Origin of the sequence: Azospirillum sp. 11R-A, assembly GCF_049472615.1 — a bacterium.
In the GTDB taxonomy this organism is placed as follows: Bacteria; Pseudomonadota; Alphaproteobacteria; order Azospirillales; family Azospirillaceae; genus Azospirillum; species Azospirillum palustre.
The window spans coordinates 57,360-82,634 of sequence record NZ_JBCEBL010000016.1; the positions used below are offsets into that span (position 1 = coordinate 57,360).

The 25,275-nt window shown below is 68.6% G+C and carries 17 protein-coding genes; 7 read left to right on the forward strand and 10 right to left on the reverse strand.

Annotated features, from left to right (window positions below):
- The first annotated feature begins 177 nt into the window (after positions 1-177).
- Entirely contained in the window at positions 178-1,479 is a 1,302-nt protein-coding gene (locus VH569_RS20810; protein WP_423317539.1) for a D-amino acid dehydrogenase, read from the forward strand.
- Here VH569_RS20810 and VH569_RS20815 read toward each other — a convergent pair.
- From VH569_RS20815 to VH569_RS20840, 6 genes are all read right to left on the reverse strand, one after another.
- Complete coding sequence (locus VH569_RS20815) at positions 1,422-1,694, reverse strand: hypothetical protein (protein ID WP_423317541.1); 273 nt, start codon at positions 1,692-1,694, stop codon at positions 1,422-1,424. The genes VH569_RS20810 and VH569_RS20815 overlap by 58 nt on opposite strands.
- Positions 1,691-2,353: a LutC/YkgG family protein gene (locus VH569_RS20820; protein WP_423317543.1), complete on the reverse strand. Its 663-nt coding sequence runs from the start codon at positions 2,351-2,353 to the stop codon at positions 1,691-1,693. The genes VH569_RS20815 and VH569_RS20820 overlap by 4 nt, the downstream gene beginning before the upstream one ends.
- Positions 2,346-3,770 carry a LutB/LldF family L-lactate oxidation iron-sulfur protein gene (locus tag VH569_RS20825; RefSeq protein ID WP_423317545.1) on the reverse strand — a complete coding sequence of 475 codons (1,425 nt, stop codon included), beginning with the start codon at positions 3,768-3,770 and terminating at the stop codon, positions 2,346-2,348. The genes VH569_RS20820 and VH569_RS20825 overlap by 8 nt, the downstream gene beginning before the upstream one ends.
- Positions 3,760-4,509: a (Fe-S)-binding protein gene (locus VH569_RS20830; protein ID WP_423317547.1), complete on the reverse strand. Its 750-nt coding sequence runs from the start codon at positions 4,507-4,509 to the stop codon at positions 3,760-3,762. The genes VH569_RS20825 and VH569_RS20830 overlap by 11 nt, the downstream gene beginning before the upstream one ends.
- Positions 4,510-4,549: 40 nt before the next feature.
- A complete protein-coding gene (locus VH569_RS20835; protein ID WP_423317549.1) occupies positions 4,550-7,411 on the reverse strand; it encodes an FAD-binding and (Fe-S)-binding domain-containing protein in 2,862 nt (953 codons plus the stop codon).
- Between the two features lie 82 nt (positions 7,412-7,493).
- Positions 7,494-9,170: an L-lactate permease gene (locus tag VH569_RS20840; RefSeq protein ID WP_423317551.1), complete on the reverse strand. Its 1,677-nt coding sequence runs from the start codon at positions 9,168-9,170 to the stop codon at positions 7,494-7,496.
- A 478-nt stretch (positions 9,171-9,648) separates the two neighbouring features.
- Between VH569_RS20840 and VH569_RS20845 the strand changes: the two genes are divergently transcribed.
- The 3 genes from VH569_RS20845 (at position 9,649) to VH569_RS20855 (ending at position 15,830) form a co-directional block, all read left to right on the forward strand.
- Positions 9,649-10,419: an FCD domain-containing protein gene (locus VH569_RS20845; protein WP_423317553.1), complete on the forward strand. Its 771-nt coding sequence runs from the start codon at positions 9,649-9,651 to the stop codon at positions 10,417-10,419.
- A 183-nt stretch (positions 10,420-10,602) separates the two neighbouring features.
- A complete protein-coding gene (locus tag VH569_RS20850) occupies positions 10,603-12,036 on the forward strand; it encodes a sigma-54-dependent transcriptional regulator (RefSeq protein ID WP_423317690.1) in 1,434 nt (477 codons plus the stop codon).
- A complete protein-coding gene (locus VH569_RS20855) occupies positions 12,033-15,830 on the forward strand; it encodes a response regulator (RefSeq protein WP_423317555.1) in 3,798 nt (1,265 codons plus the stop codon). Before VH569_RS20850 ends, VH569_RS20855 begins: the two co-directional genes overlap by 4 nt.
- Positions 15,831-15,876: 46 nt before the next feature.
- On the opposite strand, the gene VH569_RS20860 is transcribed toward VH569_RS20855, so the two are convergent.
- The gene (locus VH569_RS20860) at positions 15,877-16,122 is read right to left on the reverse strand and encodes a hypothetical protein (protein ID WP_423317557.1); all 246 of its coding nucleotides are present in this window, start codon (positions 16,120-16,122) and stop codon (positions 15,877-15,879) included.
- 263 nt (positions 16,123-16,385) lie between these two features.
- Between VH569_RS20860 and gltA the strand changes: the two genes are divergently transcribed.
- From gltA to VH569_RS20875, 3 genes are all read left to right on the forward strand, one after another.
- Positions 16,386-17,717, forward strand: a complete 1,332-nt coding sequence (gene gltA / locus VH569_RS20865; RefSeq protein WP_423317559.1) for a citrate synthase — start codon at positions 16,386-16,388, stop codon at positions 17,715-17,717.
- A gap of 46 nt (positions 17,718-17,763) precedes the next feature.
- Positions 17,764-18,777 (forward strand): NUDIX hydrolase, encoded by a 1,014-nt coding sequence (locus VH569_RS20870; RefSeq protein ID WP_423317561.1) that lies wholly within the window; start codon positions 17,764-17,766, stop codon positions 18,775-18,777.
- Positions 18,778-18,908: 131 nt separating this feature from the next.
- Positions 18,909-19,559 (forward strand): response regulator, encoded by a 651-nt coding sequence (locus VH569_RS20875; RefSeq protein WP_109051712.1) that lies wholly within the window; start codon positions 18,909-18,911, stop codon positions 19,557-19,559.
- A gap of 73 nt (positions 19,560-19,632) precedes the next feature.
- Here VH569_RS20875 and VH569_RS20880 read toward each other — a convergent pair whose 3' ends face one another.
- From VH569_RS20880 to VH569_RS20890, 3 genes are all read right to left on the reverse strand, one after another.
- Positions 19,633-20,466, reverse strand: coding sequence for a molybdenum storage protein subunit alpha (locus VH569_RS20880; RefSeq protein ID WP_423317563.1), 834 nt, complete (start codon positions 20,464-20,466; stop codon positions 19,633-19,635).
- An 11-nt stretch (positions 20,467-20,477) separates the two neighbouring features.
- A complete protein-coding gene (locus tag VH569_RS20885) occupies positions 20,478-21,317 on the reverse strand; it encodes a uridine kinase (RefSeq protein ID WP_423317565.1) in 840 nt (279 codons plus the stop codon).
- A 279-nt stretch (positions 21,318-21,596) separates the two neighbouring features.
- On the reverse strand, positions 21,597-25,103 hold the full coding sequence (locus VH569_RS20890; RefSeq protein ID WP_423317566.1) for a NahK/ErcS family hybrid sensor histidine kinase/response regulator: 3,507 nt from the start codon (positions 25,101-25,103) through the stop codon (positions 21,597-21,599).
- Between the last annotated feature and the right edge of the window lie 172 nt (positions 25,104-25,275).

Below are 25,275 nucleotides of genomic sequence, written 5' to 3' on the forward strand. Positions count from 1 at the left end.
TTCAAACCGTTGATTTCCAACATTCTAGTCCGGAAAGGCCACCTCCCTGTAAATATACGCATACACCAGATCACCCGCCGCTCCGCCCGCATTGCAGCAAATCCGCCATTTCGTGGACTGGCACGGTGTTTGCGAAACACCCAAGCGAAGTCATCCATCCCTCGGGGAGCCAGTCTCATGCGCGTGATCGTTCTGGGCAGCGGCGTCATCGGTGTCACCACCGCCTATTATCTGGCGCGCGCCGGGCATGAGGTGACCGTGATCGACCGTCAGGCCGGCCCGGCGCTGGAGACCAGCTATGCCAACGCGGGCGAGGTGTCGCCGGGCTACTCCGCTCCCTGGGCGGCGCCGGGGCTGATGCTGAAGGCCGCCAAGTGGATGATGATGAAGCATTCGCCGCTGGTGATCCGGCCGAAGCTGGACCCGGCGATGTGGTCCTGGTGCCTGAAGCTGCTGGCCAACGCCAACGAGGCGAGCTACCAGCTCAACAAGAGCCGCATGGTCCGCGTCGCCGAATACAGCCGCGACTGCCTGAAGGCCCTGCGCGCCGAGACCGGCATCACCTATGACGAGCGCACCCAGGGCACGCTCCAGGTCTTCCGCACCCAGAAGCAGATGGACGCCGCCGGCTACGACATGGCGGTTCTGGAGCGCTACGGCGTTCCCTACAGCCTGTTCGACCGCGATGGCCTGACCTCGGTCGAGCCGGCTTTGGCCCATGTGAAGGACAAGCTGGTCGGCGCGCTGCACCTGCCGGGCGACGAGACCGGCGACTGCTTCCAGTTCACCAGCAAGCTGGCCGCCTATGCCGCCAAGCGCGGGGTGGAGTTCCGCTACGGCGTCTCCATCCGCGGGCTGGAGAGCGACGGTCGCAAGATCACCGGCGTGCTGACCGACCAGGGCACGCTGACCGCCGACAGCTACATCGTCGCCATGGGCAGCTATTCGCCCAAGCTGGTGAAGCCGCTGGGCATCGACCTGCCGGTCTATCCGGTGAAGGGCTATTCGCTGACCCTGCCGATCACCGACGCCGCCCATGCCCCGGAATCGACGGTGATGGACGAGACGCACAAGATCGCCGTCACCCGCCTCGGCGACCGCATCCGCGTCGGCGGCACGGCGGAGCTGTCCGGCTTCGACCTCAGCCTGCGCGAGAGCCGCCGCGGCCCGCTGGACCATGTGGTCAGCGACCTGTTTCCGAAGGGCGGCGACCTGTCGAAGGCGGAGTTCTGGACCGGCCTGCGCCCGAACACTCCGGACGGCACGCCGATCCTGGGGACGACCAATGTCCGCAACCTGTACCTCAACACCGGCCACGGCACGTTGGGCTGGACGATGTCCGCCGGTTCCGCCCGCGTGCTGGCCGACGTGGTCAGCGGCCGTCAGACCGAGATCGACATGGAAGGCCTCAGCGTCGACCGCTACGGCCGCAAGCCGTCGGTGGCGGTGTCGCGCCCGGCGGCGGTGCGCCCTGCCTGACCTGGGCCGGCCTGACCTGAATATGTGACCCGCGCCGTACGGCGGACGCGGGTCATCGCCAGCTCAAGAAGGGCGGCGTCGGTGATCTCGGCCCCATCCAGCCGATGTCGCCCGCGCCGCCCTTCGAATTTCTCCACCCGGTGTCCGAGGCGCCTGAGATGCAGGATCGCCTCGTAGAGCCGGGCCGCCGGCTCCGCGCTCGGACGGGCCGTCATGGATGGACCACCAGGACGACCAGCCGCTTTGGCCCGTGGACGCCGTAGGCCAGCGTCTGCTCGATGTCGGCGGTCTTGCTGGGACCCGACACCAGCAGCACGTTGGTCGGCATCGCCTGCGCCCATCCCTGCTCGCGCATGGCTTGCAGGAAGGTGTCGTAGAGGGCGTCCGCACGCAGCAGCGCGATGTGGATGTGCGGGACCAGCGAGAGGGTGCGCGGTTCGTCGGCCGTCGGCCACAGGATCAGGCTGCCCGTCTCGGCGATGGCGCCGCGGGTGGTGGTCAGGCCGGCTTCGATGGAGTCGAACAGCTGGGGCTTGATGTCTTCGAAGGGCCGGTCGTAGGGGATGAGGGCGGTGGAACCTGCGCCCCACCCCTCGACCAGCCGCTTCCCCGCCTCCGTCTCCGGCGCGTAGACCAGCGACCCCACCCCCTCACGCGCCAGGAACTCGCTCAGCACCGCCGGCCAATCGGCCTCGGCCGCGTCGAGAAACTCGGTATGCACCGCCTCCATCAGGCGGCGGATGCGGGGCAGCCGCTCCTCCTCCGCCCACTGCTTCGCTTCGATCGGCGCGAAATCCGAGGCCGGCGGGGTCAGCGGGTGGGCGTCGCGCGTCCTGCGCAGTTTCGTCAGGATCGAGTTGCGGGCGTCAGACATCGGGAACCCCCTTGGCGCGGGCGAGGTCGTGCAGGGTGCGGCCGGCAAAGCGCGGCTTGGTGCGGACGTTCGTCCACTCCTTCAGCATCGGCAGCGACGACGGCGCCGCATTGCCGAGTTTGCTCATCGCCAGCGTGGCGACGCGGTAGGCGGTTGGCGAGGCGTTCATCGCCGCCCAGCCGCTCCACACCATCGCTTCCGTCCGGCTGGCCTTGGCGCCGCCGTCCTTCACCGCACCGCTGGGCTTCACCGCCTCGACCCGCAGGCGCCCCATGATCTCGACGATGGGGATCTTCACCGGGCAGATCTCGACGCAGGCGTTGCACATGGTGCAGGCGTGGGGCATGGCGCCGCGCTTGGCCAACCCCTCGATCTGCGGCACCAGGATCTTGCCGATGGGGCCGGGATAGGGGGCCTCATAGGCATGGCCGCCGACCTTGGTGTAGACCGGGCAATGGTTCATGCAGGCGCCGCAGCGGATGCAGCGCAGCGTGTCGCGCAGTTCCGGGTCGGCGTAGATGCTGGACCGCCCATTGTCGAGGATGACCAGATGCACCTCGCGCGGGCCGTCCTTCTCACCCGGCTTGCGGGGACCGGAGATCATGTTGACGTAGGTGGTGATCGGCTGGCCGGTGGCGGAGCGCGGCAGCAGGCTGATCACCGGCGGCACGTCCTCCAGCTTTTCCACCACCTTTTCCAGACCCATGAAGGCGATGTGGACCGGCGGCACCGTGGTGCACATGCGGCCGTTGCCCTCATTCTCGATCAGGCAGAGGGTGCCGGTCTCCGCCACCGCGGCGTTGACCCCGGACATGCCGACATCGGCGGCCTGGAACTTGGCGCGCAGCACCCGGCGGGCGAGGTCGGTCAGATAGGCGGCATCCTCGCGGCTCTCGGCGTCCTTGATCTTGCGCTTGAACAGATGGGCGATCTGTTTGGTGTTCAGGTGGATCGCCGGCATGATGATGTGCGACGGCATGGTGCCGTCCAGCTGCACGATGTATTCGCCGAGGTCGCTTTCCAGAACCTCGATGCCGTCCTTTTCCAGGACGGCGTTCAAATGCATCTCCTCCGTCACCATCGATTTGCCCTTGACCACCAGTTTGGCGTCGACCCGGTGCAGGATGTCGAGGGCGATGGCGTTGGCTTCATCCGTCGTGGCGGCCCAATGGACGGTGATGCCGTTGCGGGTACAGTTCTCCTCCAGCGTCTCCAGCAGTTCCGGCAGCTTCGACAGGGCGCGCAGCCGGACCGAGGCGGCCAGCGCCCGCACCCCCTGCCATTCGCCGGCATCGGCGAACTGGGCGGCGCGCTTGCTCATCAGCCCGTCCATCGCGCGGCGGAAATTGCCGCGCAGCTGCGGATCGGCCAGCGCCGCGTGCGAGGCGGCGGCGAAATCCGGTGCGTTACCGTCCATGGATGCGCTCCTTCAGGAACTGGGCGATGTGCTGGCCGCGTGCAGCCTTGGCTCCGGCCTCCAGCGCGCCGCCGATGTTCAGCAGGCAGCCGCAGTCGCCCGACACCACGCGGGCGGCGCCGGTGCCCTCGATGTCCGCCACCTTGTCGCCGACCATCGCGGCGGAGATCTCCGGATGCCGCACGGCGAAGGTGCCGCCGAAGCCGCAGCATTCCTTCTCCCGCTTCAGCTCCACCAGCTCGACATTGGCAAGCTGGCGCAGCAGCGCCTTCGGTTCCTCGACCACGCCCATTTCGCGCTGGGCATGGCAGGAGGCGTGCCAGGTGACGCGCACCGGCTCCCCCTTGTCGGTGAGCTGGACGTCGAGGACATGGACCAGGAACTGCGTCAGTTCCCAGACGCGGGCCGCAACCTGCACCGCCTTGGCCTCATCCGGCTCCCCGTGGAACAGGTCGGGCCAGTGCTTCTTCATCATGCCGGCGCAGGAGCCCGACGGTACGACGATGGGATCGTCGCCGGGGAACAGGTCCAGCTGGGCGCGGGCGACCTTCAGCGCGTCGGCGCGGTAGCCGGAATTGTAGGCGGGCTGGCCGCAGCAGCTCTGCCCCTGTGGAAAGACGACGGTCAGGCCCTGCGACTGCAACAGCTCGATCCCTGCCATCCCGGCGTCGGGGAAGAACAGGTCGACGAGGCAGGTGCCGAAGTAATAGACGCGGGTGGGTTTGGGGATCGCGGACATCGGGCGCTTCCTCAGGAATAATCGTGTCGGCGGGCGTCGTTCAGAAGGCCGGTTCCGCCACCCGCGCCGTCGCCTCGGCCTTCGCTGTCGTGCAAGCGTCGACCAGATAGACGATGGACCGGTAAGGAACACCCGCCTTGTCGGACAGGCCGATCTCGCAGGTGCGGCTGGTGGAGTAGCCCGACGCGCAGCCTTCCGGCACCGTGGCCGGCAGGTGGCGCAGGGCGTGCGCATTCAGTTCCGGCGTGGTGAAGCCCTTGTCGCCGGCGAAGCCGCAGCAGCCGACGTCGGGTGGCACAACCACCGTCTCGGCGCAGGCCTTTGCCACCGCGGTCAGCGCACCGTCCAGCCCCATCCGGCGGGTGGAGCAGGTCAGGTGCAGCATCACCGGCTCCGCCGTCTTGGCGATGTCCAGGCGGGGCAGGGCGAACTCGCCGAGGAACTCCGCCACGTCGAGGATGCGCAGCCCCGCGTCGGTCAGCCGCTTCTTCAGCCGCAGGGCGCAGGGGCTGGTGTCCATCACCACCGGGTAGCGGCCGCCCCGGCTCGCCTTCGACAGGGCGGCCAGCATGGCATCGGCCTTGGCGTCGGCGGCCTCGATCAGGCCCTTACTCTCAAGCGGCATGCCGCAGCATTGCCCATCCGCCGCTTCCGGATAGAGGATGCGGAAGCCGGCCTTGCGCATCACCGATTCGACGACCTCGGGCAGCGGGCGCTGCTGTGGATCGCCGGCGGCCGGGCCCATGGTCCGGCTGACGCAGCTGGGGGCGTAAACCACCGTCGGCACGTCGTCGTCGGTGACGACGGTCTCCGCCTTCGGCGAGAAGGTCGCAGCGGTCGGCAGGCTGCGCGGCAGCGAGGGCAGGCCGCCGCCGCTCAGCACGCGGGCCGCGGCTTCGGCGACCCCATGTCCGACCGTGCGGCGGGCGAAATCGGCCAGACGCAAACCGGTGCGGGCGAGGCTCAGCGTCCCTTCCATATGGTCGGCGACCAGAGCCCCCGCCTTGCGGGCTACGGCGCCGCGCCGCTCGCCGCGCATGGATTTGATCAGCAGCCCGGTCTCGATCCCCACCGGGCAGGCGGTTGCGCACAGGCCGCAGGCGGCGCAGGTGTCGATGCCCTGGTAATCGTAGGCGGCGGCGATCTCGGCCAGGCGCCCGGCATCGTCACCGGTGGCCTCCAGCCGCGCCAGTTCGCGCCGGCCGACGATGCGCTGGCGCGGCGACAGGGTGAAGCGGTGGGACGGGCAGGTCGGCTCGCAGAATCCACACTCGATGCAGGTGTCGACCAGCGGGTCGGCCGGCGGCAGCGGCTTGAGGTTTTTCAGGTGGGCCTGCGGGTCGCCGTTCAGGATGACGCCCGGATTCAGCAGCCCGTCGGGGTCGAAGAGATCCTTGATCTCCTTCATCAGCCCATAGGCCTGCGGACCCCATTCCATCTCGACGAAGGGGGCCATGTTGCGGCCGGTGCCGTGCTCCGCCTTCAGCGAGCCGTCATAGCGGGTGACCACCAGCTCGGCGACATCGTCCATGAAGCGGCGGTAGCGGTCGATCTCCGCCTGGGTGTCGAAGGCCTGGGTGAAGACGAAGTGCAGGTTCCCTTCCAGCGCGTGGCCAAAGATGATCGCCTCGCGGTAGCCGTGGCGCTCGAACAGTGCCTGCAATTCGCGTGTCGCGTCGGCCAGCCGCGGTAGGGGGAAGGCGACGTCCTCAATGATGACGGTGGTGCCGGTCTGGCGGATGGCGCCGACCGCCGGGAACAGGCCCTTGCGGATCTTCCAGAAGCCTTCGCAGGCCTTGGCGTCGGTGGTGAAGCTCGTATCGCCGATGGTGACGCAGCCGGCCAGCACCGCGGCGATCTCCGCCACGTTGGCGTCGAGCGCCGCGGCGCTCTCGGCACGGGTCTCCACCAGCACGGCGGCCACCTCGGGGCCGAAGCCGCGGATCTGCGGCGGCATGCCCGGCTTGTCCTGGATGGAGCGGAGCGAGGCGCGGTCCATCAGCTCGGCGGCGTCGACCGGGGCGGCCTTCAGCAGGGCCACCGCGCGGCAGGCCTCGGCGATGTCGGGGAAGAACAGGAGCGCGCTGGCCTTGTGCGGATGCTCCGGCACGGTGCGCAGCGTGATGGTGGAGATGAAGCCCAGCGTGCCTTCCGACCCGATCATCAGGTGCTGGAGGATGTCGACCGGGTCCTCGTAATCCACCAGGGCGTTCAGGCTGTAGCCGGTGGTGTTCTTGATGCGGAACTTGTCGCGGATGCGGGTCGCCAGCGCCTCGTCGGCGCGGGTGCGGGATCCCAGCGCCGCCAGCCGGTCGAGCAATGGGCCATGGCTGTCGCGGAAGCGGCTGCGGCTGGCCGGGTCGGCGCTGTCCAGCACCGTGCCGTCGGCCAGCACCAGCCGCATCGACTCCAGCGTGCGGTAGCTGTTCTGCGCGGTGCCGCAGCACATGCCGCTGGCGTTGTTGGCGGCGATGCCGCCGATCTTCGCCGTGGCGATGGAGGCCGGGTCGGGACCGATCTTGCGGCCCAGCGGGGCGAGGCGGCGGTTTGCCTCCGCCCCGATCACGCCGGGTTGCAGGGTGACGGTGGCCGCGGCCGGGCCGATGGTGCAGCCCCGCCAGCCGTCCCCCAGCACCACCAGCACGCTGTCGCTGACCGTCTGGCCCGACAGGCTGGTGCCGGCGGCGCGGAAGGTCACCGGCACGCCGTGCCCGCGGGTGATGCGCAGCAGCCGCACCACCTCCTCCTCCGTTTCCACCAGCGCCACGATCTTCGGGATCAGCCGGTAGAAGCTGGCGTCGGTGCCGTAGGCCAGCGTGCGCAGCGGGTCGGTGACCAGCCTTGCCTGCGGGATGACGGACTGAAGCTCGGCCAGCACACGGTCGTAAGGGGCGGGCAGCATTGGCGGCGGCTCCTGCTTGGGGGAGGAGGACGTGGAGGTGGAAGAAGGACCGGCCGCTTGGCGGCGGATGGTCAACGGCCGCTTAGCGGCCGATCACCATCAGGGTGAAGGGCCAGAGATAGGCCTGCGCCATCACCAGCAGGCCGACCAGCGCGGTCAGCGCCAGCGAGTGCCAGATGACGAAGCGCAGGATCTTGCCCTCATGTCCATGCCACTTGGTGGCGACGGCGGCGACGACGATGCTCTGGGCGTCGATCATCTTGCCCATCACGCCGCCCGAGCTGTTGGCGGCGGCCATCAGCGTCGGCGGCAGGCCGAGCTGTTCCGACGACACCTTCTGCAGGCTGCCGAACAGCACGTTGGATGCCGTGTCCGACCCGGTCAGCGCCACGCCGAGCCAGCCCAGGAAGGTGCCGAAGAACGGGTAGAGGAAGCCGGAGTTGGCGAAGGCGAGGCCCAGCGTGGTGTCGAGGCCCGAGTAGCGGGTGGTGTAGCCGAGCGCCAGCATCGCCGAGATGGTCAGCAGCGAGTTGCGGATGGCGTAGAGGGTGCGGCCGTAGGTCTTCACCATCTCGACCGGCGAATAGCCCATCAGGAAGCCGGAGATGACGGCGGCGATGAAGATGCCGGTGCCGGTGGCCGACAGCCAGTTCAGGGTGTAGACGGCCGCCTCCGGATGGGCCTTGGCCACCACCGGGGGAACGCGCATCACCATGTTGTGCAGGCCGTCGATCGGGAACTTGAAGATCGACACGCCGTCGAGGAAGGCCTTGACCTCGGGGATGCCCCACAGGAAGACCAGCACGCTGAGGATCGCCCAGGGCATCCAGGCGCGGCGGACTTCCGCGCCGCTGTAGCCGTGGCTGCGGCGCGCCTCGCCTTGTACCACGGCGGCGCCGGCGGACTGCGTCATGGCGGAGGCCCCGCCGGCGGTGTGCCAGATCGCCTTCGGGTGCCAGACCTTCAGGAACAGGGTGACGCAGACCAGCGAGACGATGGCGGCGGCGACGTCCACCAGCCAGGGGCCGTGATAGTTCGACACCAGATACTGCGGGACGGCGAAGGAGACGCCGGCGACCAGGATGGCCGGCCAGATCTGGATCATGCCGCGCCAGCCGGCGAAGGCGACGATCAGCCAGAACGGCACCAGCACCGAGAAGAACGGAAGCTGACGGCCGATCATCGCCGACAGGTCCAGCAGAGGCAGGCCGGTGACCGCCGCCAGCGCCAGCACCGGCGTGCCCAGCGCGCCATAGGCGACCGGGGCGGTGTTGGCGATCAGCGACAGGCCCGAGGCCGCCAGCGGGGTGAAGCCCAGCCCGATCAGCATGGCGCCGGTCACGGCGACCGGCGTGCCGAAGCCGGCGGCACCCTCGAAGAAGGCGCCGAAGCAGAAGGCGATCAGCAGGAGCTGGAGCCGGCGGTCGTTGGTGATGCCGGTGATGCTTTCCTGCAGGATCTTGAACTGCCCGCGCTGCTCGGTCAGGTGATAGAGGAAGATGATGTTGACGACGATCCAGCCGATCGGCAGCAGACCGTAAGCCGCACCCAGCAGCGCGGTCTTTCCCGCCATCGCCACCGGCATGCCGAACACGACGATGGCCACCGCCAGCGCCGTCGCCAGACCCAGCAGGGCTGCGCGGTGCGCCTTCATATGGAAGATGCCGAGACCGCCCAGCATCACCAGGACCGGCAGCGACGCGAACAGCGTCGACAGCCAGATGTTGTTCATCGGGTCGTAGACTTGCGACCAGCTCATCGTCAGGGGGCTCCTTCTCGGGGAGTGATGTCGGTCCGAACGGTGTCCCGGGAGAAGGAGAGCCGATTTTGCACACATCCTGCCTGCCCGCGCCTGGAGGACGGCGCGGGAGGAAGGCCGGATGTCGGCAAAACAGAGGCGTTCACCGCCGCCGGGGTCTTGCGGCCCCGATGCTTACGGTGCGGATGCGCCCTTGCGGGTGCTGGTCCGTCCTGTCCCGGTACGTTGTGGATGCACTTTCCGCCCCGGCTGGTTTGGGGAAGGCCCCTAGCCAGTCCGGCGGCGATGGACATCTCTTATCCATACGGTGGGCGTTGGATAAAATATTTTACCAGACTGTGCAATGGCTGAATCGTTTGTCAGCCGACCAACTTTGGTAGGGGGGTGCGACCTCGCCGGTCGCCGCCGCTCTGGACGCCTGTTCCGTCCATCGCTATTGAAGAGGATCGGGACGCACAAGGGAGAGGCCGCCCACCCAATGCAGGGGACGATCAAACCGGCCAAGCTGGCCGACGCCATTGCCGAGCATCTGGAACGGCTGATTCTGGAAGGCGCGCTGCGTCCGGGGGAAAAGCTGCTGGCCGAACGCGAGCTGGCGGTGAAGCTGGACGTGTCGCGCCCGTCGCTGCGCGACGCCATCGCCAAGCTGGAGGAGCGTGGCCTGCTGGTCAGCGGGCGCGGCGGCACCCATGTCGCCAGCTTCCTGTCGCAGATCGCCGATCCGCTGATGACGCTGATGCGCAACAAGCCGGACGCGTCCTTCGACTATCTGGAGTTCCGCCGTTCCATAGAAGCGGCCGCCGCCGGGCTCGCGGCCCAGCGGGCGACCGACCTCGACCGCGATGGCATCCGCACCATCGTCGCCCGGATGCAGGCCGCCCACGGCAAGGACGACAGCTCGGAAGAGGCGGATTCTGACGCCGACCTGCATCTGGCGATCTACGAGGCGGCGCACAACGTCGTCATGCTGCACATCATGCGGACGCTGTCCGACCTGCTGCGCAACGACGTGTTCTACAACCGCACCGACCTCTATTCCCGGCCGGGCGTGCGCGAGCTGCTGCTGCAACAGCATCTGGCCATCGCCAATGCGGTGCTGGACGGCAACGCCGCGGCAGCGAGTGCGGCGGCCGAGGGCCATGTGGAGTTCACCTTGCAGACCCTGCGCGAGATCCGCGAGCACAACGCCCGCGTCCAGGTCTCGCTGCGGCGGATCGGCCGGACCGACCTGATCGACAGCGGGGTGTGAGAGGACCCGGACCGCTCCGGATCTCTGCCCGGCGGGGCGTCATGGCGAAGGTACTATGTCTGTGGGCTTGCCCTGACTGGCGGCAAGCCCTTGGCCGGGTTACACTGTGGCATTGCTCAGTGCCGCCGTCTGCCTGACTGGACTTGCCTTATCCACTCTGCCCGAGTGCCGCCCTTGTCTTCCTTGTCCACTTCCTCGTCCTCTTCCAAGAAGCGCCGGATCCTGCTGATCGAGGATACGGTCCCGCTCGCCAAGCTCTACATCGAGTTCCTGCGCGCCGACGCGCATGAGGTCGTGCATTGCACCCGCGGGGGCGAAGCGCTGGACGCGGCGGCGGCCTCCCCGCCCGACGCGGTGATCCTGGACCTGAAGCTGCCGGACATGGACGGGCTGGAGGTGTTGCAGGCGCTGCATGCCCGCGACGCAAGCGTGTCGGTGGTCATCATCACCGCCCATGGCTCCATCGATCTGGCGGTGGAGGCGATGAAGCTCGGCGCCTTCGATTTCATCGTGAAGCCGTTCAACGCGGACCGGCTGAACCTGACCCTGCGCAACGCGCTGGAACGGCGGACCCTGGCCCGCATGGTGGAGGGATACCGCAAAGATCTGGACCGCGGGCGCTTCCATGGCTTCATCGGCAGCTCGCCCGAGATGCAGGCGGTCTACCGCACGATCGAGAGCGTGGCCGCCAGCCGGGCCAACGTCTTCATCACCGGCGAAAGCGGAACCGGCAAGGAGGTGGCAGCCCAGGCCATCCACCGTGCCAGCCCGCGTCGCAACGGCGCCTTCGTCGCGCTGAACTGTGCCGCGATCCCCAAGGACCTGCTGGAATCGGAGATCTTCGGCCATGTGAAGGGCGCCTTCACCGGAGCGGCGGGCGACCGGCCCGGTGCGGCGCTGCTGGCCGACGGCGGCACGCTGTTCCTGGACGAGATCTGCGAGATGCCGTTCGACTTGCAGAGCAAACTTCTGCGCTTCGTCCAGACCGGCACGGTCAACCCCGTCGGCAGCGGCCGGGAGGAGCGGGTGGACGTGCGCTTCGTCGCCGCCACCAACCGCGATCCGCTGGCGGAGGTGCAGGCCGCCCGTTTCCGGGAGGATCTCTATTACCGCCTGCACGTCATCCCGCTGGCCCTGCCGCCGCTGCGCGACCGCGGCGACGACGTGATCGAGATTGCCCGCTCCTTCCTGTTCGACTATGCGCGGGAGGAGGGGAAGGCGCTGGCGGCCTTCACGCCGGAGGTGGAGGCTAGGCTGCGTGCCCATGACTGGCCGGGCAATGTGCGCCAATTGCAGAACGTCATCCGCAATGTCGTGGTCCTGAACGACGGGCCGCAGGTCACCCTGGACATGCTGCCGCCGATGGCCGGCCCGGATGGCTCTGCGGCCGCCTGCGCCGCCTGCGGTTCGCCGCCCGCCGACCTGCCGGAAGGGGACGACGCCGTGCAGCCGCTGTGGCAGGTCGAGAAGGAGATGATCCAGAAGGCGCTGCGGCTGACCGGCGATGATGTGCCGCGCGCCGCCCTGATACTGGAGATCAGCCCCTCCACCATCTACCGCAAGCTCCAGCAGTGGCGTATCGCCGACGGCCGCAGCGCCGGGGAGACGGCTGCGTGAGTGCGGATCCGGTCGAGGGGCCGGTGCCGGCGGCCCTGCCGCCCGACGAGAGCGGCCGGCTGGCGGTTCTGCACTCCTACTGCATCCTCGATACGCCGCCCGAGCCGGGGTTCGACAACATCACCCGGCTGGCCCGCCATTTCTTCCGGACCCGCATCGCGCTGGTGTCGCTGATCGACCGCGACCGCCAGTGGTTCAAGAGCCGCGCCGGGCTGGAGGCGACGGAAACTCACCGCGACTTCGCCTTCTGCGCCCATGCCATTCTGGACGACGGCGTGCTGGTGGTGGCCGACGCGACCAGGGACCGGCGGTTCGCCGGAAATCCGCTGGTCACCGGCGACCCGCACATCCGCTTTTATGCCGGTGCGCCGCTGGTGGCGGACGGGCGGAAGCTGGGGACGCTGTGCGTCATCGACGACAGGCCCCGTGGCGGTTTCGATGCCCGTGAGGCGGAGACGCTGGCCCAGCTCGCCCGGCTGGTGGTGGACGAGATGACGCTGCGCCGCGAGGTTGCCCGGCGCGAGTTGGCGGAAGCGGAGCTGCGCGACCGGTCGCGCCTGCTGAATCTCGCCGAGGAGATTGGCCAGTTCGGCCACTGGTACGTCGACTTCGTCACCGATATCCGCCGCTGGTCCGACGAGGTCTACCGCATCCTGGGCCTGCCGCCGCAGCAGCAACAGCCGACCGTCGAGCTGTCGCGCGCCTGTTACCACCCCGACGACCGCAAGCCCCTGGCCGATCTGGTCGAGCGGGCACGGAAGACCGGCGAGGGGTTTTCAATCGAGGCACGCGTCATCCGGCCGGGCGGGGCGCTGCGCCATGTCTTCATTCGCGGCATGGCCGAATGCGGCGACGACGGCCGGCCGGTCGGCCTGCTCGGCGTCGTGCAGGACATCACCGACGCCAAGCGGGAGGAGGCGGAACTGCGGTCGAACCGCGAGCTTCTCGACCTGACCGTCCAGGCGACGCGGGACGGCATCTGGGACTGGAATCTGGAAGGCGGCGGGATCTGGTTCTCCCCCACCTGGAAGGAGCAGCTCGGCTACCGCGACGGCGAGTTGGAGAACAGCCTGGACATGTGGGCCGGCCTGATCTTCGAGGAGGACCGGATCGCCGCGCTGGAGATGGTCCGCGCCTACAATGCCGGGCTGATCCCGAAATTCGAGGCGGTGCAGCGCTTCCGCCACAAGCAGGGCCACACCGTCTACATCCTCAGCCGCGCCATCCACATCCGCGATGCCGAGGGCCGCGTCGTGCGCATGGTCGGCGCCCATACCGACATCACGCGCGACAAGCTGACGGAAGAGGAGCTGAGGCTCGCCAAGCAGACGCTGGACGATGCGATCGAGGCGGTGCCGGAGGGGCTGGCCTATTTCGATGCCGACGACCGGCTGATCCTGTGCAACGAGCGCTATCGCGAAGCCCATCCGCTGACGGCGCCGCTGATGGTCCCCGGCCGCCCGTTCGAAGATATTCTGCGCGCCGCCGTGGCGAACGGCGAGTTCGCCGGCAATCCGGACGGGCCGAACGACGAAACCTGGATCCAGGCCGAACTGGCCCAGCACCGCAACCCCGGCGCGCCGTTCGAGCGGGAACTGCCTGACGGCCGCTGGATCGTGGTGGCGGAGAACCGGACCAGCAACGGCTCGCTGGTCTGTACCCGCACCGACATCACCGAACGCAAGCGCTTCGAGGCGGAGTTGCAGCGCCAGGCCGCCGACATGTGTGCGCTGGCCGAAGGGCTCGACGCCGCCCGCGAGGAGGCCGACGCCCTGCGCGCCCGTGCCGAGGCGGCGACCCAGGCGAAGTCGGAATTCCTGGCGGCGATGAGCCACGAGATCCGCACGCCGATGAACGGCATCCAGGGCATGACGGAGCTGCTGTTCGACACCCCGCTGACCGACGAGCAGCGCCAGTTCGCCCAGGCCATCCGCAGCTCGTCCAATGCGCTGCTGACCATCATCAACGACATCCTCGACATCTCCAAGCTGGAGGCCGGCCGGGTCACCATCGAAACGCTGCCCTTCGACGCCGCCGATCTGGTGGAAGGGGTGGTGGAACTGCTGACCCCGCGCGCCCACGAGAAGGGGATCGAGATCGGCTTCTACATCGATCCGCTGCTGCGCCGCACCCTGCTGGGCGATCCGACGCGCATCCGGCAGATCCTGGTCAATCTGGTCGGCAACGCGGTGAAGTTCACCGACCGGGGCTCCGTCGCGGTGGAACTGGAGGTGCTGGACGCCACCGACGCCCATCTGGTGCTGCGCATCACCGTGACCGATACCGGCATCGGCATCCCCGCCGAAGCGATGCCGACCCTGTTCAACAAGTTCCAGCAGGTGGACGGCTCGATCACCCGCAAGTTCGGCGGAACCGGCCTTGGGCTGGCGATCTGCCGCCAGCTGTCGGAACTGATGGGCGGCAGCATCGCGGTGGAAAGCAGCCTGGGCATCGGCAGCCGTTTCCTGGTGGACCTGCCGCTGGCCCTGTCGGAAGAGGCTCTGCCGCCGGCCGAACAGCCGCTGGCCGGGCGCAGCGTGCTGGTGGTGGACGATCTGGCGGTGAACCGCCGGGTCCTGGCCTCGATGCTCGACAGCCTGGGTGCCTGGCCGACCTGTGTGGAGAGCGGGCCTGACGCGCTGGAGGCGTTGCGGCGCGGTGCGGCCGGGGGCCGTCCCTTCGACGTGGTGCTGGCCGACCAGACCATGCCCGGCATGGGCGGCGACACGCTGCTGGCGACGGTCGCCGGCGATCCGGCGCTGATCGGGACGCGGCGCGTGCTGATCGTCACGCTGGGTCCGGCGGTGCGCGGCGAAAGCGGACCGGCGCCCGGTTTGGCCCATGCGACCCTGAACCGCCCGCTGCGCCAGAGTTCGCTGGCCGCCTGCCTGACCGGGCTGTTCGCCGCTGCGGCCCCCGCCGCGTCTGCCGTTCCGTCCGCCGAAGCGAAGGTGGAGGACGTGCTCCGCCGCGGACGCATCCTGCTGGCGGAGGACAACCGCACCAACCAGCTGTTCGCCACCACCCTGCTGCGCCGGCTGGGCTACACGGTGGAGGTGGCGGAGGATGGCGAGCAGGCGGTGGCGGCGGCCTGCCGCGGTGGCCTCGATCTGGTGCTGATGGATGTCCAGATGCCGGGAATGGACGGGCTGGAGGCTGCCCAGGCGATCCGCGCGCGCGGCGGCGCGCTGGCCGGCCTGCCCATCATCGCCCTGACCGCCGATGCCATGCCCGGAACGCGCGAACTGTGTCTGCGTGCAGGGATGAGCGATTATCTGACCAAGCCGATCAGCCGCGCCGGCCTGCTGTCCGCGCTGGATCGCTGGATCGGCACGGCTGAACCGCCGGCCGCTGCGGCGGAGGCCGGTGGTGGAAGCGGTAAGGGCAGCGCCGCCGTGAACGATGATGGCAGCGGCGAGGACGGCGAGGCGCTGGACGAGGCGGTGCTGGACGATCTGGTGGAAACGGTGGGCGCCGACAGCCTGGCGCTGATCGTCGACAGCTTCCTTGAAGATGTCTCGCACCGGCTGGAGCGGCTGTCGGCGATGGATGATGCCATGCCGGCCGGCACCGTCGACCTGCGCGCGCTGGCCCAGGAGGCGCACGACCTGTCCAGTCTCGCCGGCAGTTTCGGCGGCATGGCGGTCATGCACATCGCCTGGCGCATGGAGGTTCTCTGCCGCAACGGCGACAGGGATCAGGCGGCCCGGCTTCTGCCGGTCCTGTTGCGCGAGGCCGCGCGGCTGGAGCGGAGCTTGCGCGAGCGCACCGGCGTGCCGCGGCCGGTGGCGTGAGGCCGGCGGGCTGAAGCCGGTGCGCCGCGACTGTCCGAAACCGGCGTCAGCCGGTGCCGGGCTGGGTCGAGCCGTCGATATCCTCGGCCCGCTCCCGCAGTTCCTTCGACGACAATCCGGCCGGGGTGGCGTCCTGCAACGTGCCGTCGCCCGGTGTCTTCGTCATGTCCTCGCGCGGGGAGCGTTCGCCGGCCGGGGTCTGGTCATGGGTGTCCGCCCCGGATTTCGCCCCGGATTTCTTCGGCTGGGGCATTCCTTCGGAGGGGGTGCGCGTTTGAGGCGTGTCGGTCATGATGTCCTCTGCTATCTTCTGCCTCTGCAATCTTCCGGAGGAGTCAACGACCAGGATGGGTGCGTGTTCCGCATCCGGCCTATCCTTCGGAGGGTTGAAGGAAGACGTCTCCGTCCAAGGAGACCGGGAGAAGACGGCGCGGCGCCCCGCAGGGTGCCGAAGCGCGCAGTCCCAGTGCGTGCCAAGTCGGGCCAACCACCAAGGTCCGGCAGCGGAGGCCGCGAGCCGCCGCCCAGCCGGCCAGCAAGGAGTGTGAAAAGGTCATGGAATCGAGCAAGCACACGCCGCATGGCGATGTGACCCAGGTCGGCACCGTCACGCTGACCGACGACGCCACCGGCAAGACTTTGAAGCTGCCGCTGCTCGGCGGGTCCACCGGTCCCAACGTGATCGACATTCGCAAGCTCTACGCCGAAACCGGCTATTTCACCTACGACCCCGGCTTTACCTCCACCGCCGCCTGCGATTCGGCCATCACCTACATCGATGGCGACGAGGGCGTCCTGCTGCACCGCGGCTATGCCATCGCCGACCTTGCCGAGAATTGCGATTTCCTTGAGGTCTGCCATCTGCTGCTGAACGGCGAACTGCCCAATCCGCAGCAGAAGGCCGATTTCGAGCGCACCATCACCTACCACACGATGGTGCACGAGCAGCTGGCCAAGTTCTACAGCGGCTTCCGCCGCGACGCCCACCCGATGGCGATCATGTGCGGCGTCGTCGGTGCCCTGTCGGCCTTCTATCACGACTCCACCGACATCTTCGATCCGGTGCAGCGCAAGATCGCCGCGCACCGCCTGATCGCCAAGATGCCGACCATGGCCGCCATGGCCCATAAATACACGGTCGGCGAGCCCTTCATGTATCCGCGCAACGACCTGTCCTACGCGGAGAACTTCCTCTACATGACGTTCGGCACGCCGTGCGAGGAATGGAAGGTCGATCCGGTCCTGTCGGAAGCGATGGACAAGATCTTCATTCTGCATGCCGACCACGAGCAGAACGCCTCGACCTCCACCGTCCGCCTGGCCGGCTCGTCGCACGCCAATCCGTTCGCCTGCATTGCGTCGGGCATCGCGGCCCTGTGGGGGCCGGCCCATGGCGGTGCGAACGAGGCCGTGCTGAAGATGCTGGAGGAGATCGGCTCGGTGGAGCGTATCCCCGAGTTCGTCCGCCGTGCCAAGGACAAGAACGACAGCTTCCGCCTGATGGGCTTCGGCCACCGGGTCTACAAGAACTACGATCCGCGCGCCAAGATCATGCGCGAGACCTGCTATCAGGTTCTCGACCGSCTSGGCATCCAGGACGAGCCGCATCTGGCCATCGCGATGGARCTGGAGARGATCGCCCTGTCGGACGAGTACTTCATCGAGAAGAAGCTCTATCCGAACGTCGATTTCTACTCGGGCATCATCCTGAAGGCGATGGGCTTCCCGACCAGCATGTTCACCGTGCTGTTCGCGCTGGCCCGCACCGTCGGCTGGATCAGCCAGTGGAAGGAGATGATCGAGGATCCGGCCCAGAAGATCGGCCGCCCCCGCCAGCTCTTCACCGGCCACGCCGCCCGTTCCTTCGTCCCGTTGGACAAGCGTTGATCCCACATTGCCGGACATCCCCTCTTCGAAAGGAGAGGGGCGCACCGTGACCCAATCTCTCCAACTGGGCCTGTCGGTCGCCATCGTGGCGGTGACCGGCGGGACGCCGCGCGTCGTGACGGTGCGCAGCGGCTTCACCGTGCCGGACAACCACCGGCGCGGCGACGAGCCGTTGCCGCATCGCGACGCGCTGCCCGGCGCGCCCTTCGAACCCGACCGTTTCCGCACCTTGCAGGATGGTGTCCGCGCGGTGGCGGAGGGGTTGTCGGGTCTGGCGCTCCGCTATGTCGAGCAGCTCTACACCTTTGGCGACCGTTACCGCGACCCGCACGAGCTGTTCGGCGGTCCGCGCTCGGTCGTGGTCGGTTATCTGGCGCTGGTCCGGGATGGCCCCCTGGGCGGCGGCGGCTCGGCCGAATGGCGCGATCTCTACGACCATTTCCCGTGGGAGGACTGGCGCGACCAGCGCCCGCCGCTGCTGGATGGCGTGATCGCCCCGGCGCTCGGCGGCTGGATCGCCTCGGCACCCGACGAGGAGACCCGGCTGCGCCGGGCCGAACGCGCCCAGATGGCCTTCGGCCTGGACGGTGCCGACTGGGACATGGAACGTGTGCTGGAGCGGTTCGAACTGCTCTACGAAGCGGGGCTGGTGGTGGAGTCCTTCCGCGACCGTGATCTCGCCGCCCGGGTCGACCCGTCGGTGTCGGCCGGCGGGCCGATGCCGCGCGCGCTCGGCCGGCCGATGGCGCGCGACGGCCGACGTATCCTGGCAACCGCGTTGGAGCGGCTGCGCGGCAAGCTGCGCTACCGCCCCATCGTGTTCGAACTGCTGCCGCCGACCTTCACCCTGCACCAGCTCCAGCTGGTGGTGGAGGCGCTGTCGGGCGAGCGCGTGCACAAGCAGAATTTCCGCCGCCTGATGATCACCGGCGGCTTCGTCGAACCCACCGGCCAGTATGAAAGCCAGACCGGGGGCCGGCCGGCCGAGCTGTACCGCTTCCGCCGTCAGGCCATCCACGAACGCACCAGCGCCGGTGCCATTCCGTCCGCGGACGGATGAAGGGAAATCCACCGGAAACGTCGACGCGCGGCATTGGGCGCAGTTGTCAACGGTCGGCTGCAAGGGGATACTGGTGGAACCGTTTTAAACCCGGACTATCCTTGTCCGGAAATTCCATTCTCGGAAAATCAATGTCGCACCGCATCCTGATTGCCGACGACCACCCGCTGATGCGCACCGCCTTGACCCAGACCATCGGTCAGGCGATTGCCGGCGCCGTGATTCTGGAAGCGTCGCGGTTCGAACAGATCAAGCCGCTGCTGGACACCGGGGAGCCGCCGGACATCATCCTGCTGGACCTGCACATGCCCGGCATGAGCGGCCTGATCGGCCTGATGATGCTGCGGTCCGAACACCCGGCGATCCCGGTGATCGTGGTGTCGGCATCGGAGGATCCGGTGACGATTCAACGCTCCATCGACTACGGCGCCTCCGGCTTCGTGCCCAAATCGGCGCCGAACACCCAGATCGTCGAGGCGATCCACGCCGTGCTGGACGGGGAGCTGTGGCTGCCGGAGATCAACGGCGGTCCGGAAACCGAAGCGCCCGACCCGGCCCAGCGCGCTGCCACCCTGACGCCCCAGCAGCTCCGCGTCCTCGCCGGCATCGCCGAAGGCAAGCTGAACAAACAGATCGCCTATGAGATGAACGTCGCCGAAACGACGGTGAAGGCGCACGTCACCACGATCCTGCGCAAGCTGGGCGTGCTGACCCGCACCCAGGCCGCCGTGCTGGCGAGCCAACTGGCGCTGTCCGCCGTACCGCCGCCACCGGTGGAGTAGAGGCGGGCGCACCGGATCGCTGCCGGTACGCCCGCTGCCCTGGTTTCAATCGCGGGGCTTCAATTGCTGGCCGTCAATTCCGGCGGGCGCCGGTGTGGATCATGGTGCCGACATGCTCGCCGCGCAGTGCGGCGGTCAGCCGTCCCGGAACCAGGCCGTTCACCAGCTGGACGCGGGTGATGTGGCGGGCGTTCGCCAGCACCTCGACGAATGCCCGGTCCACCGGCAGGGGACCGTCATGGGCAGCCAGATCGGCGGCGGTGACCTCCGCCAGCAGACGGGCCGCGGCACCGTCCGCACCGTTGGGATCGGTGCTGTAAATGCCGTCCACATCCTCGACGATGGTCAGGCTGGCGGCCCCCAGCGCGTCGGCCAGCAGGAAGGCCCCGGTGTCGGCCCGGTGGGACGGAATGCGCGAGGTCGGGAATTCGTGATGGTGGTAGGGCGGGAAGGCGCTGCCCACCACCGCGCGGGCGGCCGACAGATGGACGGCCAGCTGGCTGGCGATGGTCGGATGCTCCACATAGGAGACGCCCTCCGGTGCCAGCAGCGAAGCCAGGATATGGCCGTTCTGCCCGGCCTCGCTCGCCGCCAGCGGCGCCAGCGAGCCGACCGGCAGGCCGAGATCGAGCCCGACGCTGTAGAGATGGCGGGCGCGGATGCCGGCCCCGGTCAGGATCAGCAGACGGTGTTCCGGCAGGATGCGGCGGATTTCCTCGACGACCGGCAGGATCGCGTCACGGCCGCGGTCCATGATCGACCGGCCGCCGATCTTCACCACATGCAGCCAGGGCAGCAGCGCGATCGGCCGGCCGCCGGCAACCGGACGGGTCAGGTCGTCGTTGAGAAGGGTCTGCCGCGCGAGCGGCGAGGCCACATGCTTGATGGTGTTGATGGTCTCGGACATGTCCCGGCTCCTCAGCTCGCGGTGATGATGGTGCCGACATGCTCGCCGGCGAGTGCGCGGGTCAGGTTGCCGGGGACCAGACCATTGACGATCTGCACCTCGCGGACATGGCGCGCGGCCTTCAGCAGGTCGAGCACCGGGAATTCCAGGATCGAGTCCTGAAGCCCCTTCGCCTTCATCTCGTCGACCGAAATCTTCGGAATGAAGGTCGCATCCTTGGACGTCTTCGGGTTGGCGGTGTAGAGCCCGTTCTCGTCCTTCACATAGATCATCCGCTTGCAGCCGAACTGCTCGGCGACCAGGAAGCAGCCGGCGTCGGTGCGGTAGGGCGGGATGACGCCGTTGGCCGGAGGGCGCATCCACAGCGTGTAGGGCGGCATGCCGCTGAAGACCACGGCATGCACCTCCGCCAGATAGAGCGGGACTGCCGACAGACCGGCGCCGTCCACGGCGGAGACGCCATGCTTGGCGAGCAACTGCCCCAGCATGGCGGCATTCTGGTCGGCGACCGAGGCGCCGAGCTGCGACAGCACGCCGGCCGGCAGGCCAAGGCCGGCGGCGATGGAATAGAGGTGCCGGGCGCGGGTGCCGGCGCCGGTGCCGATCAGCAGCTTGTGGGTCTTGCGCGCCGCCGCGATCTCGTCCACCAGCGGGTAGACCGCCGCCCGGCCGCGGTCGATGACGCTCTGTCCGCCGATCTTGATCACCGTGGCATCGGGGAGGATGCGGAAGTCTGCCGCCGCTTCCGCCGTCGCCTGAAGCTCGACATCGGTCAGCGGACGCTGCATCAGCAGCGCCTCAAGTTCCGCAGTCGAATGTGTCGTGGAATTTGCCGCCGTGGGATTCACCATGGAAGGGCAATCCTTTCGTTCCGTCATTGCACGTCAATACCTGTCGTCGGCGCCGCCGCTGCGTCCTTTTGCGGAACCGAGTCCTCCCGACGGTTCCGGACGAAGCCGCAAGGCGCCTCCCCAGTATTCGCATCCTGCCTGACGGGGCCTATTCGGATCGTGGAGTCCGTTGACCGGAAGCTCCAAGGCTGGCCGTGACGGTCGATGCCCCGGAACCGTATGGCTCCGCGTCTCAACCGTCAATAATCTCAATTTCTGTGCGGTTTAATTTCGGCGCGGCTAACCGGCCATCCGCTGCCTTTCGGCGAGCAGCTGGCCGAGCAATGCCCGCAACGCGCCCGGACGCACCGGCTTGTACAGCAGACGGCAGCCGGCCGCCTCGATGTCCTCGCGCACGGCGGCGTCGCGGTCGGCGGTGACGACGGCGGCGGGGATGTCGCTGCCCAGCGAGGCGCGCAGGGTCCGCAAGGCCTCCACGCCGGTCAGGCTGCGGTCGAGGTGGTAGTCGGTCAGGATCACGTCCGGCGTCCGCCCCTCCAGCTTCGCCAGCGCAAGGTCGGGGGCGACGGCGGTGACGACGCGGCAGGACCAGCTGGACAGCAGATCCTCGGTGGCGCGGGCGATGGCCGGCTCGTTCTCCAGGCAAAGGACCAGCACGCCGCGCAGGTCGCGGCCGCGCGGGCGGACCACGACGGCACGGGCGGCGACCGGCTCGTCGGTCAGCGGTACCAGCACGGAGAAGGCGCTGCCCCGCCCGACCTTGGAGCGCACCTGCACCGTGTGGCCGAGGATGCCGGCCAGACGCTCGACGATGGCGAGACCCAGCCCCAGCCCCTTGCCGCGGTCGCCCCGATCGTCGCCGTCGTTGTCGAGCTGGCGGAACTCCATGAAGATTTCCGGCACCTTGTGTTCGGGGATGCCGGGCCCGGTGTCCCACACTTCGATGGACAGGAAACTCCCCCGCCGCCGGCAGCCCAGCAGGATGCGGCCGGTGCGGGTGTAGCGCACCGCGTTGGCGAGATAGTTCTGGAGGATGCGCCGCAGCAGCGTCGGGTCGCTGCGGACGATGGCGGAACAGTCGACCACCCGCAGCCCCAGCCCATGGCGGCTGGCCAGCACGGTGAATTCCTCGCCCAGCGGCTTCAGCAACTCCTCGATCCGCATCGGCACCGGGTTCGGCTTCACCACGCCGCTGTCGATCTTCGACACGTCCAGCAGATCGCCCAGGATCGTTTCCACCGACCGCAGCGAGGTGTCGATCTGGCGGATGGCGCTGTCGCCGTTGCGTTCGCCCAGAGCCGACAGGAACAGCCGGGCGGCGTGCAGCGGTTGCAGCAGGTCGTGGCTGGCGGCGGCCAGGAAGCGGGTCTTGCCGCGGTTGGCGCGCTCGGCCTCCGCCTTCGCTTCCGACAGGGCGTGGGTGCGCTCCTCGATGCGGCGTTCCAGCGTTTCGTTGGCCTCGCGCAGGGCGGCGGCGGCGCGGTGGCGTTCGGTGACGTCGGTGTAGACGGCGACGAAGCCGCCGCCACCACCGGGCCTTTGACCCGGCATCGGGTTGGTGGCGATCTCCAGCACCGTGCCGTCGGGCCGCACCCGCTCATAGACGTCGGGCTTGTTGCGGCGGCGCGGATCGGACCGGCGCTCCAGCAGGGTCTCGATCTCGCCGTTGCGGCCATACTCGCCGCGCCGGGCGATCAGCCCGACGATGTCCTGCAACGAGGTGCCGACCTGGACGAAGCCGTCCGGCAATTCCAGCAGGACGACGAACTGGTTGTTCCAGGTAGCGACGCGCCAGTCCTCGTCGAACACGGCGATGCCCTGGGGCACATTCTCCACGGTGGCGCGGAGAAGCTCGTGCTGCTTCAGGATGGCGCGTGAGGCTTCGTCGATGATCGACCGCGCATCGGTGCGCGACAGCCGGCGGTCGGACAGCAGTCCAGCCACCACGACGCGGGCCGAGGCCGATCCGACGGCGCCGGCGAGCAGACGCTCGGTCAGCTGGATCGCCTCGCCATCGGTGCGCATCAGCAGCGCGGTGCGCAGATCGCCGTCGGCCACGCCGGTGAAGCGGCGGAAGGCGGCATCGGCGCGCGACTGTCCGACATAGCGCAGAGCCAGATCGTGCAGGTCGGCCAGCGTGGCACCGCGCGGCCCATGCGGCTCGCCGTCGGAGGCGCGGCGCAGGCTCATGAAGCGGGCGGCCTGCTGGCGCTCCAGCGTCGACGGACGGGTCAGCAGCGAGACCACGACGAACAGCAGGAGGTTCGGCCCCAGGCTCCACAGGGCGGCATTGGTCAGCGGGTCGATGCCGGCGATGCCGGCGAGCGCCACCGGGCTGAGGCCGGTGAGGCCGAACGGCCCCTCGCGCAAGGCGCTGGAGGCCAGCCATCCGGCGTCGGCGAAGGACGGCAGCAGCATGGTGTAGGCCCAGCCGACGAAGCCGGCGCAGATGCCGGCGAAGGCGCCGCTGCGGCTGGCGCGGCTCCAGATCAGCCCGCCCAGCAGGGCCGGGGCGAACTGCGCCACCGCAGTGAAGCTCATCATGCCGATGGTCGCCAGCGGAAAGGCCGGGCCGATCAGCCGGTAGCAGCCGTAGGACAGCAGAACCAGCACGATCACCGCCGACCGCCGCACCAGCAGCAGGATCCCAGCCGGATCGTCGCGCAGCCGCCGGTCGTCCGGGCGCAGCGCCATCAGCAGCGGGACGGCCACGTCGTTGCAGATCATGGTGCTGAGCGCCACCATCTCCACCAGGATCATGCTTGTGGCGGCCGACAGACCGCCGATGAAGGCGGCCAGCGCCAGCCACGGCCAGCCCTGGCTCAAGGGGATCGACACCATGAAGGTGTCGGCATTCGTCGTGCCGTCCGGAAACAGCATCAGCCCGGCCAGCGCCACCGGCAGGACGAAGATGTTGATGGCGACCAGATAGGCCGGGAACAGCTTCGCCGACGACCGCACATCGCCGCCATGGGTGTTCTCCACCACCGCGACGTGGAACTGGCGCGGCAGGCACAGGATCGCCAGCCCCGACAGCAGGCAGGCCACCCACCAGTCGGTGCCGATGCTGTCCATCCGGATCAGTTCCAGAAAGCCCGGATGGCGGACGGCGGCGTCGAAGAAGGTCGCCGGGTCGCCGAAGACGGACAAGGCGATGGCTCCGCCCACGCCCAGCGCCGCGGCCAGCTTCACCACCGATTCCGCGGCGATGGCCATCATCAGGCCGCGGTGATGCTCGTTGGCCGACACGCTGCGCACGCCGAACAGGATGGCGAAGGCCGCCATCAGCAGTGCCGCCATCAGCGCCGTCCCGCCCGGCATCTGGCTGAGGTCGGTGCCCAGCGACGCCCCGGCCAGGATTTCGAAGCTGACGCTGATCGCCTTCAATTGCAGGGCGATGTAGGGCAGCAGCCCGATCACCGCGGCGACGGTGACGAGTGCCGCCAGGCTGCGGCTCTTGCCGTAGCGCGCCGACAGGAAGTCGGAGATCGAGACGACGTTCTCCGACTTCGCCACCCGGACGATTCGGGCCAGCACCGGCCAACCCAGCCCGATCATCAGGATCGGTCCGATATAGATGGGCAGGAAGTAGAAACCGCCGGTCGCCGCCCGTCCGACCGCGCCGTAGAAGGTCCAGGAGGTGCAATAGACGCCGAAACTCAGGGCATAGAGCCAGGGCGTGCGCCGCTCGCTGCCATGGGGGCCGGTCCGGTCGCCGTACCATGCGATGGCGAACAGCGACAACAGATAGGCCAGCGACGCGGCCAGGATGAACCAGCTTTCCATGGGGCTTTGCGCCTCCGGTTCTTGATCTTCGCTCCCTGTGGGCAGCAGCCTATCACAAACCGGCCATTGTCGCCGCGCCTGCGATCCGCATCCGCTTGCGGTTTCCACTTTCGGTAGAGCGCAAAGGGAGGCGTCCGGTTGTGTGGGGGGCAAAGGGGGCCGTCCTACCGCA